General features: G+C 37.6%; 16 protein-coding genes. All 16 read right to left on the bottom strand.

Annotated features, from left to right (window positions below):
- Positions 1-15 precede the first annotated feature (15 nt).
- The 16 genes from KE503_RS06945 to KE503_RS06870 all read right to left on the bottom strand — a co-directional run bounded on the left by KE503_RS06945 (position 16) and on the right by KE503_RS06870 (position 15,034).
- Complete coding sequence (locus KE503_RS06945; protein WP_212384826.1) at positions 16-309, bottom strand: hypothetical protein; 294 nt, start codon at positions 307-309, stop codon at positions 16-18.
- 137 nt (positions 310-446) lie between these two features.
- The gene (locus KE503_RS06940) at positions 447-2,588 is read right to left on the bottom strand and encodes a response regulator (protein ID WP_212384825.1); all 2,142 of its coding nucleotides are present in this window, start codon (positions 2,586-2,588) and stop codon (positions 447-449) included.
- Positions 2,578-3,402: a substrate-binding periplasmic protein gene (locus KE503_RS06935; protein ID WP_117944936.1), complete on the bottom strand. Its 825-nt coding sequence runs from the start codon at positions 3,400-3,402 to the stop codon at positions 2,578-2,580. Before KE503_RS06935 ends, KE503_RS06940 begins: the two co-directional genes overlap by 11 nt.
- A 156-nt stretch (positions 3,403-3,558) precedes the next feature.
- Positions 3,559-4,224 (bottom strand): response regulator, encoded by a 666-nt coding sequence (locus tag KE503_RS06930; RefSeq protein ID WP_330621924.1) that lies wholly within the window; start codon positions 4,222-4,224, stop codon positions 3,559-3,561.
- A 4-nt stretch (positions 4,225-4,228) separates the two neighbouring features.
- Positions 4,229-4,399, bottom strand: a complete 171-nt coding sequence (locus KE503_RS06925) for a hypothetical protein (RefSeq protein ID WP_212384824.1) — start codon at positions 4,397-4,399, stop codon at positions 4,229-4,231.
- 49 nt (positions 4,400-4,448) lie between these two features.
- Positions 4,449-5,747 carry a diguanylate cyclase gene (locus KE503_RS06920; protein WP_330621929.1) on the bottom strand — a complete coding sequence of 433 codons (1,299 nt, stop codon included), beginning with the start codon at positions 5,745-5,747 and terminating at the stop codon, positions 4,449-4,451.
- 236 nt (positions 5,748-5,983) lie between these two features.
- Positions 5,984-6,706: an amino acid ABC transporter ATP-binding protein gene (locus tag KE503_RS06915; RefSeq protein ID WP_022374224.1), complete on the bottom strand. Its 723-nt coding sequence runs from the start codon at positions 6,704-6,706 to the stop codon at positions 5,984-5,986.
- Complete coding sequence (locus KE503_RS06910; protein WP_212384822.1) at positions 6,693-7,370, bottom strand: amino acid ABC transporter permease; 678 nt, start codon at positions 7,368-7,370, stop codon at positions 6,693-6,695. Before KE503_RS06910 ends, KE503_RS06915 begins: the two co-directional genes overlap by 14 nt.
- A gap of 25 nt (positions 7,371-7,395) precedes the next feature.
- A complete protein-coding gene (locus tag KE503_RS06905; RefSeq protein WP_055197777.1) occupies positions 7,396-8,190 on the bottom strand; it encodes a basic amino acid ABC transporter substrate-binding protein in 795 nt (264 codons plus the stop codon).
- 77 nt (positions 8,191-8,267) lie between these two features.
- Positions 8,268-9,308, bottom strand: a complete 1,041-nt coding sequence (gene mutY, locus KE503_RS06900; protein WP_212384821.1) for an A/G-specific adenine glycosylase — start codon at positions 9,306-9,308, stop codon at positions 8,268-8,270.
- A gap of 118 nt (positions 9,309-9,426) precedes the next feature.
- Complete coding sequence (locus KE503_RS06895; protein ID WP_212384820.1) at positions 9,427-10,137, bottom strand: ComF family protein; 711 nt, start codon at positions 10,135-10,137, stop codon at positions 9,427-9,429.
- Between the two features lie 86 nt (positions 10,138-10,223).
- On the bottom strand, positions 10,224-11,564 hold the full coding sequence (gene dnaB, locus KE503_RS06890; RefSeq protein ID WP_055197780.1) for a replicative DNA helicase: 1,341 nt from the start codon (positions 11,562-11,564) through the stop codon (positions 10,224-10,226).
- Between the two features lie 12 nt (positions 11,565-11,576).
- Positions 11,577-12,020: a 50S ribosomal protein L9 gene (gene rplI, locus KE503_RS06885; RefSeq protein ID WP_055197781.1), complete on the bottom strand. Its 444-nt coding sequence runs from the start codon at positions 12,018-12,020 to the stop codon at positions 11,577-11,579.
- A 3-nt stretch (positions 12,021-12,023) separates the two neighbouring features.
- Positions 12,024-14,099 (bottom strand): DHH family phosphoesterase, encoded by a 2,076-nt coding sequence (locus tag KE503_RS06880; protein WP_055197782.1) that lies wholly within the window; start codon positions 14,097-14,099, stop codon positions 12,024-12,026.
- 220 nt (positions 14,100-14,319) lie between these two features.
- Complete coding sequence (rpsR, locus tag KE503_RS06875) at positions 14,320-14,574, bottom strand: 30S ribosomal protein S18 (RefSeq protein ID WP_055197783.1); 255 nt, start codon at positions 14,572-14,574, stop codon at positions 14,320-14,322.
- Positions 14,575-14,590: 16 nt separating this feature from the next.
- The gene (locus tag KE503_RS06870) at positions 14,591-15,034 is read right to left on the bottom strand and encodes a single-stranded DNA-binding protein (protein WP_055197784.1); all 444 of its coding nucleotides are present in this window, start codon (positions 15,032-15,034) and stop codon (positions 14,591-14,593) included.
- Between the last annotated feature and the right edge of the window lies 1 nt (position 15,035).

The following is a 15,035-nucleotide window of genomic DNA, read 5'->3' as shown; positions in this document are numbered from 1 at the left end:
TTGGAATTGCCAGTTTCAGATAAACTGTATTTCCTTCAAGCAGTCTGACAGAAATTTTAATGCCATTGTCATCTCTGCCTGACTTCCTTTTCGTGTCATCAATGCTTGGTATCGTTCTTTTTCATCTTCTAGCAAGACATCACTCTTTAATAAATAACGATGTCTTTTGAATTCTGAGGCGATCTGTTCTACGATCATCTGGTACGCCAATTCAAAAGTTGGCTGTTTTGCACTTTTTAGTGATAATGTAATAACTGGATATTTTCCTTGATATTTTTTACATATTTCTTTTTCCTGCCAAATCTTCATCTTAGCAAAATATTCGGTATTATCAATAAGGTTTCCTGTAATATCATATTCTTTTCTATGATTTCTTTGTAGTTTTCGATTCCAATTGCCAAAGGCTGTTTTGTCATTGCTCTTTCCTCCTTTCTATTTGTAATCTACTACTTCCCACAATACTTCGCAATCATCTCAATCAACACCTCAGATTCCAACGGCTTCGCCAAATGCTCATTCATCCCTGCTTCCAAAACTCTTCGCCGATCTTCCGTAAATGCATTGGCAGTCATCGCAATGATTGGAATATCTCTAGCATTTTCTTTATTGCTCCGCCTGATATATCTCGTAGCTTCTAATCCATCCATAACCGGCATCATCACATCCATTAAAATCACATCAATTTCTCCCTGTTCGGATGCTTTAAAGATTTCCAACGCTTCTTTCCCATTAAATGCCTTAATCACTTTCGCCCCTGCACTTTCCAACACGAATTCTGCGATCTCCATATTTAATTCATTGTCTTCTGCAAGCAATACATTAACACCTTTGATTGATGTTTCCTTTACTTCTTTTTTCTTATGTTCTTCACACTGTTTATTATGATCAATCTGGAATGGAATCTCAATATCAAATGTTGTTCCTACATCTTGTTCACTTTCAAATGAAATCGTTCCGCCCATTTTCTCTACAAGACTTTTCGTAATCGGCATTCCAAGCCCTGTTCCGCCGTAAACGGTTCTTGCCCCTACCTTTTCCTGTGCAAATGGCTCGTAAATCTTCTTCTGGAAGGATTCACTCATTCCGATTCCTGTATCTTTGCATTTGAATTGAATCCTAACTGTATCCTGATCTTCTTGTACCTCCTGAAATTCCATGATAATCTTTCCATTATCTTTATTATATTTAATTGCATTCGTCAGAATATTCATTACAACTCTTTTCACATGTAAAGGACTTCCGATCAAATTTTCGTGAATCACTCTGTATTTATGTACAATGATCTGAATTCCTCTTTCTTTTGCCTGCTTTTCAATGACCATCCGAATCTCTTTAAATAATCCAAAAAAATTAAAACTTCTTTCCTCTAAGATTACTTCTTCTGATTCTAATTTTCCCATATCCAAAACTTCATTGATCAATTCCAGCAAGAATCCAGATGCTTCCCATATCTTTTTACGGCATTCTGCCTGTTTTACCAGATTATCTTTGTAATAATCACCGACTTCCACCATTCCCCGGATTCCATTGATCGGAGTTCTGATATCATGACTCATTCTCTGTAAAAACTCTGTTTTTGCAATATTTGCTTTCTTTGCTTCTCTTGCTGATTTTTCCAGCTCTTTCTTATACTCTTCTTCCCTCTGTTTTTGAATGAGTTCATACTGTTGGTTTGATTTTGCCTTGATCGTCATTAAAATGGTTACAAAAATTCCATATAAAATAAGTGCGATCCCTATGTTACTCGTCAATGTTTTTACAAGATCCCTGTCCTCTGCATACATATAAATGTAATAATTTCGTCCCTTATCCAGACTTGTAAAATATCGTTTGATGCCATTTTGGATGACCGCAAATTGTCCTAATTTCACGCTTTTGCGTATCTCATTGACGACAGGATTATTCTGTGCCTTTGTATTGATCAGTTTCTTGTCATTTGATGCTATGATGTCATTTCCATTTGTAATCACGATCGTTCCATCATTTTCCTGCTTATATCCGGCAAGCACATTTTTGATTGTGAGTTCACTGTTTTTGGCATACTCAGCTTTTATATACTGATATCCTATGATCGTTCCTTTTGCATCAATCCTTCCATAAGATGCCAGATCAATGTAACCTCCATTTTTCAGATCAATTCTTGCCATATATGATTTTTGTGGATATTTTTTTACATCACGAAGTGTTTCTTTTTCCATGACATAGTCCATCACTTTTTGAAATCTTGATCCCATATGATATTGTGCAATCTGCTGATCTTTATCATTTAATACAATGATACCTGTAAGTTTTTGTTCCCCTGCATATTGTTTTAAATGCTCTTTTTCCAACGCCTGATCATCTGCTTTAAAATTTCTTGCGGTCTGCTGGACTTTTTCAACCATTCTTACAAGGCTTTTTGCTTCAACCGCATCATTGAAGCTGTTATACATGGAATATTGATCCTTAATGTACTCTATCGTTGAATGAATTCTGTTTTTGACATTGTTTGTCTCCACTTTTATAGACACGAAAAGAACTGTCAGAACAACGATCACACAGCCAACGATACTCAATGTCCATAATCTTTTATCTGCTTTATTTCTCAAGGCTGCTCACCTCCAGATATTTCTCTGCATCAGAAACATACTTTTTCAGAATCTTCTTGGCACTTCCGTCTTTGACCATTGCTTTTAATGTCTTTGACAATTCTTTCTCAATTCCTCTTTGATCATTTTTTGCAAATGCAACGCCAATCCCTGTCTCAAGAATGTCTTCATCAAGGATCCTGTATTTTGCTTCATAATCGGACATATACTGTCTGATTGAAATTTCATGCGCTGCAATAGCGTCTACATATCCTTTGCCCAGAGAAGTGTAGATCAGTTCTCTGTTTTCCATGCTGTAGACTTGTTTTACTTTCGGTATTTTGGGGTCTGTTTGTTTTAGAAATAGTTCTTCTGGTTTGGTTGTAGACTGAACCGCAATGACTTTATTCTTAAGATCGGACAGCTTATAGATCTTGCTGCTGTTGTTCACTGCGACAACCTCATGGCTCAGCATATAAGGCCCTGCCCAGTGATAATCATTTTCTCTTCCAGTCACTGAAAAACACGCCCATATGCAGTCTATTTTCCCTTGTTCTACAAGATTTTTCTTATTCTCCCAATCAATATTTACAAAGACTGGTTTGTAACCCATACGAGAAAAAGCTTCCTTGGCAAGTTCTACATCGATCCCTGCCGGATTGCCATTCTCATCCGTATAGTTAAATGGAGGGTAGTTATCTCCACCGATAATAATCTTCTTGTTCGTATCCTTTATTATTTTTCTAGTCTGATCTTTTGTCTTTCCACATGCGCAAAGAAAGCATCCTAACAGAAAAAAGACCATGACTCCAGTCATAAGTTTCTTTAAATGCATAGTTCACCTCGTATGATTTGTCTATAAGTATTGTTCTATAATCTCATACAAACTTTCAATTCGGATAGGTTTCGCCATATGTGCATTCATTCCAGCCTTGCATCTTCCTCAAATGCATTCGCTGTCATTGCAATGATCGGAATGTCTGCTTTTGTCTTATCCTCTAATTGCCTTATCTTTTGTCTTCACAGGACGGCTTGCGTTCTGCAGTACATCGTATAATTCTGATACAAACAACGGTTTCGCACAAAATGCTGTAACTCCAGCTTCTCTTGCTTCCTGCTCGATATCTGCCCAGTCATATGCTGTCAAGATAATGATCGGTACTTCATCCCCGATCTCCATACGGATTCTCCGTACCACTTCAATCCCATTCATATCCGGCATCAGCCAGTCGATGATATAAACTTGAAATGGATCTTTTTCCTGGGATGCATATTTGGCTCTGAATATCGCTTCTTTACCAGACGTTGTCCATTCTGGACGAAGTCCGATCGTTCTCAGCATCTTCTCAACACTAGCACAACTATCCATACTGTCATCTGCTACTAATGCACGAAAACCATTTAATTCCTTGATAACTCCTCTCTTGCTGTTTTGCTGGGTTATCTTAAATCTAAGAGAGATCGTAAACTCCGATCCCACTCCTAATTCACTTTTTACTTTGATAGTTCCACCCATCATATCTACAATATTCTTTGTAATCGCCATTCCAATTCCATTGTCTTTTACAACAAAATCGTAATCTGCAAAGCCTTCTGGTGCATGCCCTTTCTGAATAATGCGAAAGCCTACTGTTCCCCCTGCCTTTGTATATTTCATCGCATTACTCATACAATTTAATAAAATCTGTATAACTTCCTTCCTTTGAAATATGTCTCATCCAAGAAGCAAGATGCAATACCTCATAACGATCTTCTCCGACATTTACTAAAATTCCTGTAAAATAGCTTTGGCTAAAAGCCTGTAAAATGTCTGCATCGTATTCTTTTTTCATATTTTCTCACCATTTATCTATTCTGTGTTTAACGCTCCCTCTGCACGGTTCATGTAACCAGTGCCATCAGTCTTCTTTGTTTTGCATATAATTTTACTGTATTTGATACACGCTGATAGACGATATTTGCATCAAATGGACGGTTAATATAATCGGTAACACCCATCTCATAGGCACGTCTGATATAATTCTCTGAATCCTCGCTTGAGATCATGATGACTGGAACATTTGATATCCAATCTTCTTCTGTCATATGTTTTAAAACCTCAAAACCGTCCATCTCTGGCATAATAATATCTAACAGTACTAGAGAAATTCCCAGTCCATACTCACCCAGTTTATGAAGAGCTTCTCTTCCACTTTCCGCTTCTACGATCTCATAGTCTTCCTGCAGGATCTCTGACAGAATTTCCCGGTTAAATTCTGAATCATCTACGATCATAATTCTTGGTTTATTCTTAGTTTCTTCATCATCCAGCATCTTTTTATCACATTCGGTCACTACTATCGCTTTATAATCTTTTGCCTTATACATCAAATGGTCTGCCCTTGCGATTGCTTCATCGATGGTTTCATTCTCAGACAAAACACCACCGATACTTGCTGTCAGTCTTAGTCTTGAACATTCTGGAATTTTCGCATTCTGAATTGCTTCCTGAATCTGCAGTAATTTCCCACGCAAAGTGCCTCTGCCCATATTCGGAAGGATCAGTAAAAACTCATCTCCTCCATAACGAACCAGTTTATCCGTCTTTCGTATGCAGTGGTTGATTGCATCGGCTACGGTTTTTAATACACGATCTCCCATATCATGTCCATAAATATCATTATATAATTTAAAATCATCCAGATCGATCATTGCAACCCCAGCAGGATTCTGCATATCTCTAATCTCATCCTCAAAATATCTTCGATTATAGATTCCCGTCAAAGGATCTCTGTATAATTTATCCTGATAACCTTTTAATTTGCCGACAAGTTTATCTCTTCCATCCATATCAATTAATGTATCATCCGCAAGATATCTGACAAGTTCCATAACACACGGTTCATCATCAATTTCCATATATCTTGAGATCACAAGATATATGTCTGTATCAAGAAACTCTAGTTTTGTCTTCTGCCGTTTCTCTGTATACGCTTTTACTGATATGCAATTCTCACATGGCTTATTCTTCTTCCAAAATTCATAACATTTACACATTCCAAGCTGTACTCTCACACAGGGATTCTCTTGCATCTTAGATAAAAATTCTCCATCCAAAATTCTAACAACATCAAAAATTTTCTCTAGTACTTTTATCTCTTCTTCTACCTCTTGTCTGGTCATCTTAACATTTGTATTCACGTACAACTTTCACCCCTAATTCATAATAACTTTTATTTTTTATACATTTTACTTGCGTCACCCTATCTATACTCCCTTTATGTTAACAATACACTTTATTAATATATATTTTTATGATATCACATACTTTTGTCGTTTTCCATCGAGAATGCTGATTTTTACAATCTTTTTCTTTGGTAGTACCAAAAAAGGAGCAGATCCTACAATATCGCAGTATCTGCTCCTTCATCATCTTCTTATAACACTTTACTTAAAAATGTCTTTGTTCGTTCTTCCTGTGGATGGTCAAAAATCTGTTCTGGTGTTCCCTCTTCAAGGATTCCACCGCCATCCATAAAGAATACACGGTTGGCCACTTCTCTCGCAAATCCCATCTCGTGAGTTACAACAACCATGGTCATACCTTCTTTGGCAAGCTGTTTCATAACTTCTAATACTTCTCCAACCATCTCTGGATCAAGTGCGGAAGTTGGTTCGTCAAACAACATGACTTCTGGTGACAATGCCAGAGATCTTGCAATCGCTACACGCTGTTTCTGTCCACCAGATAACTGTGCTGGATAATTGTCAGCTTTGTCACCGACACCGACACGATTTAACAATTCCATGGCTTTTTCTTTTGCCTGTTCTTCTGTCATCATCTTATGACGGATTGGAGCTAATGTAACATTCTCAAGGATTGTCAGATGTGGGAATAAGTTAAAATGCTGAAATACCATTCCAACTCGTTTTCTCATTGCATCAACATCGAAATTCTTCTCTGTTAAATGCATATCATCAATGACAATATCTCCCTTTGTAGGAGTCTCTAATAAGTTTAAGCATCTTAAAAATGTACTCTTTCCAGATCCAGATGGTCCGATCACACAAACGCATTCTCCTTTGTCAATATGACAGTCAATGCCTTTTAACACTTCCAGAGATCCGAAATATTTATGCAAATTTTTAACGTCTATCACTTTGTCTCAGTCTCCTTTCTAATGCGTTTAATCCTAATGTCAGGAACTTAACGATCACATAGTAGATTAGTGCTGTTCCAAGCAATGGTGCCAGTGCTTCGAAGATTCTTGAAATTACGAAATCTGATACCTTTGTCAGATCGACGATCGCTACATATCCTAAAATAGAAGTTTCTTTTACCAGTACGATAAATTCATTTCCAAGGGCAGGAAGAATGTTCTTAATCGCCTGAGGCAGGATAATATCTTTCATTGTCTGTACATAGGATAATCCAAGAGAACGTCCACCTTCCATCTGTCCCTGATCAACAGCCTGAATTCCTGCACGGATGATCTCCGCAACATAAGCTGCACTGTTTAGACCAAAGGTTAAGGAACCTACAAGCAGTCCACTTTGACCTTTTAAAATAACGAAATACATGATCATCAACTGTGTCAACGTTGGTGTTCCACGAATGACATCAATGTACACGTATGCGATTTTTGATAAAAGTGTACTCTTTCCTTTCTGCTCTGCTGTCAAACGCATTAATGCTAACAATGTACCAAGTACCACACCTATGATGATCGCAATGACTGACACAAGAATTGTCATCTTTAGTCCATCGAGGTATAGCAGGTAACGTTGTTCTTCAATAAATGCGGTATAAAATGAATCTAACATTTTTGAAACCTTACCTTCCTATTTTCTAGTTTTTGGAATCAATATATTTAGCTTTCAGCTTATCATATGTTCCATCTTCTTTAATTGCTTTAATCTGTTTATTGACCTCTTCTTTGTAAGCTGTATTACCTTTTGTAAGTGCGATACAATAGTATTCAGATCCTGCAGAATCGATCACTATTTTTAACTTCTTCGCATTCTTTTTCACAAATTCATTTGCTGTTAATTCATCGATGACTACTGCATCAACTGATCCATTTTTCAGATCCATGACAGCATCAACGCCCTTCTTAAAACGTTTTACCTTTGCACCTTTGACAAGGACTTTCGCTTTCTTACCATCTCCAAATTTATCTCCAGATGAAATTAAATCTCCTGTTGTTCCTTCCTGAACACCAATCTTCTTTCCATCAAGCTGAGCTAATTTTGTGATCTTGCTATCCTTCTTTAAGATGATCGCCTGATTTGTTGTATAGTAGCTGTCAGAGAAATCTACAGCTTTTTCACGTTTCTCTGTCTTTGTCATTCCAGCAATGATCGCATTGATAGAATCAGATTCCATAGCACCGATCAGAGATTTGAATTCCATGTTTTTAATCTCAACTTTTTTACCCATACGTTTTCCGATTTCTTTGATCATAGCGATATCAAAACCTTCTGGCTGTTTTTTATCGTTCATGTATTCAAATGGTGGAAACTCTGCGTTTGTTCCTACGATCAGTTTGTCTGGAACTTTACTTTCTGCTTTTTTACTGCATCCTGTGAACAGCATAGAAGCTGCCAGTACACCGGCTAATGCGACTGTTAAAAACTTTTTCATAATCTTTTCTCCTTTTAAAAATGAATTTGCCCTTTACGGGATTTTATAAGTCTGTAATTATATACATAGTTTTTATTTTACAATATCTTACGAAATATTTCAAATGCTGACGGCAATGCATACGTATTTTCTAGTTCTTTTTTTAGTACCCAAACGTAATCTTTGCTTTCTATAGGTGTTTTTAAGGAAATTTTTACTCCTTCCATGTGCCATTCCACATGACTGAAGATATGTTTTCCTTTCCCTGCTGCTTCTACCTTGGCATCTTCCATATGATGCACAGTCATCCATTCCTTGATATCTTCGGCATCCATTTTCTTATCTTCATTCGGGAACTCCCATAATCCGGCAAGCAATCCTTTGTCTCCTCGTTTATGGATTGCGATCTGATCGTTGCATTCTAATAAAAATACAGTCTTATGCTCGATCTTTCTTGCCTTCTTCGGCGTTTTGACCGGTAATTTGTCTATAAGATCTTCTTTGTAAGCTCTACAAACCGTATCCCATGGACACTGATCACATAATGGTTTCCCATTTGGCACACAAACTGTCGCACCCAGTTCAATCAATGCCTGATTAAAATCTCCCGGTCGGTCTTCCGACATAAATTCCATGATCCTTCTTCCCATATCTTTCTTTGTTTTATCTTTGAGAATATCAGAGTCATCTCCCCATAATCTAGCCAGCACACGAAGAACATTTCCATCTACTGCAGGAACCTGTAGTTCGAATGCGATCGATCCGATCGCCCCTGCTGTATACATTCCAATGCCCTTCAGCGATAATAATTTATCATAATCTGCAGGCAGTTGTCCACCATATTCTTGAACGATCGTCTGTGCTGCTGCTTTTAGATTCCTTGCACGATTGTAATAGCCAAGGCCTTCCCATAGTTTCATCAGTCGATCATCTTCTACTTCGGCTAGATCATAAACCGTTGGCAATGCCTCCATAAAACGGTCAAAATACGGTTTCACTGCTTCTACTCTTGTCTGTTGCAGCATAATCTCTGAAATCCAGATTCTATAAGGATCTTTATTTTCTCTCCATGGTAACAGACGTTTATTATAATCATACCAGTGAAGCAGAGATCCACTTAAGTCATATCGATTTTCCATCTATTTGCCTCTTTCTAACTCTATCTTCTTCCCTCTGATCCATATCTTTTTCAAATCTTCATGGATCAGCCAGACCTCATTATAACAGACCTTTCTACAAAATACCATGACGGAAATATCAGGAAAATCCTTTTCCGATTGCTATACAAAATACATAAACCTCTCTGATTCCTAGTTGTTTCAAAGCTGCTGTTACCGCTTCTGCGGTTGATCCTGTTGTATAAATATCATCTACTAATAACACTCTTTTTGGCATTCCTGCTCTCTGATATTCTTTTAAATTTCCACGAAATGCTTTCTTTAAATTGCTTTTTCTCTCTCCTGGGTTTAATTGTTTCTGCGGTTTCGTATCATGAATTCTTTCTACAATCTTTGTATACATAGGTTTGTTTAACATTTCTGCAATTCCATTTGCAAAAATTTCTGCCTGATTAAAGCCTCTTTTTCTTCTCTTTTTTCTATGGATCGGCACAGGAATGATGACATCTATTTTTAACTGTAACAAATCTCTGTATTTTCTTTTTTGAATCTCTTCCAGATAATATTTTGCAAATTTCCTTTCATTCTTATATTTGATCGCAGCCAAAGAATTCGTGACTGGTTTCTGATAAATACATAATCCCATTCCACGTTCAAAGTTTTTCGGGTGTTGTCTGCAGTCACTGCAGTATTCTTTTTCGTGATTTTTCATTGGTTTTCCGCAGGAATAGCAGGTCGGTTCTTTGATAAAGATCTGCTTTTTACTGCAAGATTTACAGATATGCTCTCCTTTGTCCAACAATTCTTTTGCACATAATGGACAAATTGGAGGAAATAGAAATGATAACATAAGATACCCCCTTTTTATTGAATTGTATTATTTTATTTAAATTGTATATTTTATCCAGTTGTATGCGTAAGAAAAAGCACCAGACATTAATGTGGTGCTCTTTCTTTATTTCCAAATTTAGTGTATTGTCCTAGCCATACAAGCTCTACACTACCCGTTGAACCATTTCTCTGTTTATCCACGATGATCTCTGCGATTCCTTTCTTCTCAGAATCTTCGTTATAGTATTCATCACGGTAAATAAACATTACAACGTCGGCATCCTGCTCGATCGATCCTGACTCACGAAGGTCAGATAACATTGGTTTGGCTGGTTTTCGCTCTTCTACTCTTCGACTTAACTGAGATAATGCGATCACTGGCGCATTCATCTCTCTTGCCAGTGCTTTTAACGATCTGGAAATCTCAGAAATCTCTTGCTGTCTTGATTCGGAACGTTTTCCTCCTGACATCAGCTGCAGATAGTCAATAATGATCAGATCAAGTCCGTGTGTCTGTTTGTATCTTCGACACTTAGATCGCAACTCCGCAATTGTAATACCCGGTGTATCGTCAATGATCAATGGAGAACGTCCGATCGTTCCGGCACTTTCCATGATCTTCTCCCAGTCCGTTTCCTGAAGATCACCAGTACGGATGGACTGAGAATCAACCATCGCTTCCATCGCCATCATACGGGTTACAAGCTGTTCCTTTGACATCTCCAGACTAAAGATCGCAGTTGGAACATGATCTCTGACTGCCGCTCTCTGTGCAATATTCAATACGAATGCTGTCTTACCCATAGCAGGACGTGCTGCCACGATGATAAGCTCGGATGGATGTAATCCAGATAATTTGTAATCCAGATCTGTAAATCCTGTTGCAATACCCGTCACTCGTCCCTCAGAGCTTGCTGCCTCCTCGATCGCGTCCAGCGTATTTAACACGACTTTATCAATCGGTACAAAATCTTCTCTTCCACTTGCCTGCTGAAGAAGTCCAAACACATTCTTCTCTGTATGGTCAAGAATCTCTGTCACATCATCTTTGCCGAGATAACATTCCGTTGTGATGTCCTCTGTGACTTTGATCAGTTTACGAAGTGTTGCCTTTTCACTGACAATCTTTGCATATTGTTTCGCATTCGCAGACGTTGGGACTGCTTCTAGAAGATCTCTGATAAATTCAAGAGATTTCATAGATTCCGGCACATCTTTTTTCTTTAATTTATTCTGAAGCGTTACCAGATCCACCGGCTTTCCTTCCCGATATAATTCTGTCATCGCTTCAAATAAAATGCCATTCTGCTTCTGATAGAAATCATCCGCACTTACAATATCAATAACATCAGCGATCGCGTCTCTATCCATGATCATTGCACCGATCACAGACTGTTCTGCCTCTGGGCTGTTTGGCTGCACTTTCTTGATAAATGCTTCATCCATAAATATGCCCTCTTATTTTTCTTCTACTTTGACTCTTAATGTTGCTGTTACCTGTGGATGAACTTTAATTGTAACATCATGGAATCCAAGATTCTTGATCGGTTCGCAGTGCATTTTCTTCTTATCTAAGTCATACCCTAACTGTTTCTTTGCTTCTGCTGCGATCTCTTTTGTGGAAATAGATCCAAATGTTCTTCCACCTTCTCCGACTTTCATCTTTAATACTAACTGTTTTTCTTCAATCTCTTTTGCTAAAACTTTCGCTTCTGCTAATGCTTCTGCTGCCAGTTTGTCATCATTTGCTTTTCTTAATTTCAAGTCATTTAAAGCTTTCTTTGTAGCTTCGATTCCTAAATTTTTGCGAAATAATACATTTCTTGCATATCCGTTGTTAACTTCTACTACTTCGTCTTTTTTTCCAACTGATTTTACATCTTCTAATAAAATAACTTTCATTGTTTATATATCTCCTTTTGATTCCAAATATTTTAATGTCTCACGGATAATATTTTTTGCTTCATCTAATGATACATCGACAAGCTGTGCTCCTGCAACTGTCAAATGGCCACCACCACCGAATTCTTCCATGATCTTCTGGACATTTACTTCATCGATCGATCTTGCACTGATATAAACTCTCTCATGAACACTTGTTAAAACAAATGACGCTTCTATTCCATCTATATCTAGCAATTCATTCGATACTTGCGCACCAATGACTGTAGGGCTGTCCACTCCGATTCCTACAAGTGTTGCAATTGCAAATCTTCCATACAAAATCTCTGCCTCGCTGATTGCTTTGGCTCTGATCCTGTAGGTTTCTATACTCTCTCTTGACATCTTTCTTACCTTTGTAAGATCCGCCCCATTACGTTTCAAATATGCCGCTGCCTCAAATGTTCTGACTCCTGTTTTATTCACAAAATTATCGGTATCAACAAGCATACCATAATACATAGCATTCGCTTCCATTGGTTCCAGCTTTGGCTTAGAATCTACATATTGAAGAATCTCTGCAACTAACTCACAAGTAGAAGAAGCATATGGTTCTACATAAGAAAGAACTGGATTTCTGATCATATCTTTATTCTTTCTATGGTGATCTAAGATCACGATTGTTTTAGTCCGATTTAGCAATTCTTCACATTCTGTATAATTCGCATGATTTACATCTACAACGATCAAAAGTGTATTCTCATCTGTGATATCAATGGCCTGTTCATTATCAATAAACATATCTTCATCGTAAATGCCGCTCTTATTCAGTTCATCAACCATTGCTCTGACAGAGATCGTCACTTCGTTCATAACGATGTGTGCCTTTCTTCCCAGAGAAAGTCCCAGTCTGTATAACCCAACAGCTGCACCGATCGCATCTGGATCTGGGATCTTATGAGCCATGATCACAACATTCTCTTTAGATTCCAACAATTCTTTTAATGCATGTGCCTTCACTCGTGCTTTGACTCTTGTTGTACGTTCCATAACCTCACAGTTACCACCATAATAAGAGATATCTTCTCCATCTTTGATAACTGCCTGATCACCACCACGTCCCAAAGCAAGATCCATACCAGCACAAGCTGCTTCGTAGCTTTCCTGATACGTGTTTCCATTAATTCCAAAACTGATACTTAGTGTCATATGCATAGAATTTCCAAGGTTGATCGTCTTGATTTCATCAAGAATTGAAAACTTGTTTTCTTTGATCTTATCCAGATATTTTTGTTCAAACACAACAAAATATTTATCTCTCTCTGTTCTCTTCACAACACCAGAAACATTCTGGATAAACTTATTGATCTTACGATCTGCAACTGCGATCAACATTGAACGTTTCACTGCATCAATATCATCAAGGATCTCATCGTAATTATCAATATAGATCAATCCAATAACCATTCTCTGGTTCTCATTCTGCTCCATATATTTCTTAAGCAGTGTCTGATCAAAGAAATAAGCTGCGATCAGGTCATTATCTTTCAGCATCTGTCTGGAACAGCTGTTATCATTCTCATCTGAGAAATCTTCCACACGAATACGATTCATCTCTACCTTATAGAACAGCGTCTGTTCCTTTTCTTGGTCACCATCTTTGTATTTCTTCTGGTATTCAATATGTGAAATCGCATGGCTGACATCAGATGGAATCAGATTACGATTCAGATTATTAAAAATCTGCTGAATCGACTTTCCTCTGTTATCTCCTGCAATTTTTTGAAATGCCTCGTTCGACCAAATGATCATCCCATTCCCATCAAGCAAAGCATATGGCACTGGAAGCTGCTGAAGCAGATAATTCTGCACCTGACTCTGTTCAAACATAAAGTTCATACATTCTTTCACGATTGCTTGCTTACTTCTGGAATAAATGACCATTTGAAAAATTGCAAATGCAATGATAACGACAGCTAAGATTACTGCACATCGAATATCCAAGAAAAAGAACTCTACATCTATAAAAACCAAAATGAGCAATACCCATAATGGTCTTTGAAGATACTGTTCTATCTTTGTTTTCTTCATAATGTCCATTTTTTTCTCCTGATTCAGTTATTACAATTATCCTTTATTATACCTCAATTGTATGAATTTGTACATTGTATTTAACGAAAGCGAGATATTTGTTCAATTTCTGCAATTTTCTTAATCATTACGACATGTTTTTTCTACAAAACAATATATTTTAATATAAAGAAAAAAGAGCTATATCGCAACATTCGTCACAATATAACTCTTCATTATCTGCTTAAAATTATTCAGCTGTATATGGCATTAAAGCTAAATGTCTAGCTCTCTTAATAGCTCCTGTAACAGCTCTCTGATGTTTAGCACATGTTCCAGTAATACGTCTTGGAAGGATTTTTCCTCTTTCAGATACATATTTCTTTAATGTTGCTACATCTTTATAATCGATTACAGCGTCGGCTTCTGTACAGAATGTACATACTTTTCTTCTTCTACGTCCGCCTCTTCTTCTCATTGGAGAATCGCCTTTTGTATAAGCCATGATTTCTACCTCCTATTTAACTAAATGGTAATTCTTCTTCCAAACCATCTGGAATATTCATAAAACCATCGCTTGCTGCGGCACTAGGCTGTGGCGCGCTTGGCTGTGGAACTCCCATACTACTGTTCTGGGCTGCAGCTGCTTTACTTTCCGCAAAATCCTGCTCTTCGATCACAACTTCTGTTGTGTAAACTTTAACTCCGTCACGGTTTGTGTAACTACCTGTCTGGATTCTTCCAGAAACGACCATCTTTGTACCCTGTTTCAGGTACTTCTCTGCAAACTCAGCTGTGCGTCCGAATGCCACACAGTTAATAAAATCTGCATCCTGTTCACCGTTTCTCTTGAATCTTCTGTCTACTGCTAACGTATATCTGGCAATTGCCAAAGGTGTTTCACCCTGTGAATATCTTACGTCAGGGTCCCTTGTCAATCTTCCCATTAATACTACTTTATTCATT

This window comes from Anaerostipes sp. Marseille-Q3525 (genome assembly GCF_018223505.1).
GTDB lineage: Bacteria > Bacillota > Clostridia > Lachnospirales > Lachnospiraceae > Anaerostipes > Anaerostipes amylophilus.
This window is presented reverse-complemented; position numbering and strand designations above follow the sequence as displayed.

What these genes read in the sequence shown, in the direction of transcription:
- KE503_RS06945 (WP_212384826.1), bottom strand. Translation starts at nt 309, where the DNA reads ATGAAGATTTGGCAGGAAAAAGAAATATGTAAAAAATATCAAGGAAAA.
- KE503_RS06935 (WP_117944936.1), bottom strand. Translation starts at nt 3,402, where the DNA reads ATGCATTTAAAGAAACTTATGACTGGAGTCATGGTCTTTTTTCTGTTA.
- KE503_RS06930 (WP_330621924.1), bottom strand. Translation starts at nt 4,224, where the DNA reads ATGAAATATACAAAGGCAGGGGGAACAGTAGGCTTTCGCATTATTCAG.
- KE503_RS06925 (WP_212384824.1), bottom strand. Translation starts at nt 4,399, where the DNA reads ATGAAAAAAGAATACGATGCAGACATTTTACAGGCTTTTAGCCAAAGC.
- KE503_RS06910 (WP_212384822.1), bottom strand. Translation starts at nt 7,370, where the DNA reads ATGTTAGATTCATTTTATACCGCATTTATTGAAGAACAACGTTACCTG.
- KE503_RS06905 (WP_055197777.1), bottom strand. Translation starts at nt 8,190, where the DNA reads ATGAAAAAGTTTTTAACAGTCGCATTAGCCGGTGTACTGGCAGCTTCT.
- mutY (WP_212384821.1), bottom strand. Translation starts at nt 9,308, where the DNA reads ATGGAAAATCGATATGACTTAAGTGGATCTCTGCTTCACTGGTATGAT.
- KE503_RS06895 (WP_212384820.1), bottom strand. Translation starts at nt 10,137, where the DNA reads ATGTTATCATTTCTATTTCCTCCAATTTGTCCATTATGTGCAAAAGAA.
- dnaB (WP_055197780.1), bottom strand. Translation starts at nt 11,564, where the DNA reads ATGGATGAAGCATTTATCAAGAAAGTGCAGCCAAACAGCCCAGAGGCA.
- rplI (WP_055197781.1), bottom strand. Translation starts at nt 12,020, where the DNA reads ATGAAAGTTATTTTATTAGAAGATGTAAAATCAGTTGGAAAAAAAGAC.
- KE503_RS06880 (WP_055197782.1), bottom strand. Translation starts at nt 14,099, where the DNA reads ATGGACATTATGAAGAAAACAAAGATAGAACAGTATCTTCAAAGACCA.
- rpsR (WP_055197783.1), bottom strand. Translation starts at nt 14,574, where the DNA reads ATGGCTTATACAAAAGGCGATTCTCCAATGAGAAGAAGAGGCGGACGT.
- KE503_RS06870 (WP_055197784.1), bottom strand. Translation starts at nt 15,034, where the DNA reads ATGAATAAAGTAGTATTAATGGGAAGATTGACAAGGGACCCTGACGTA.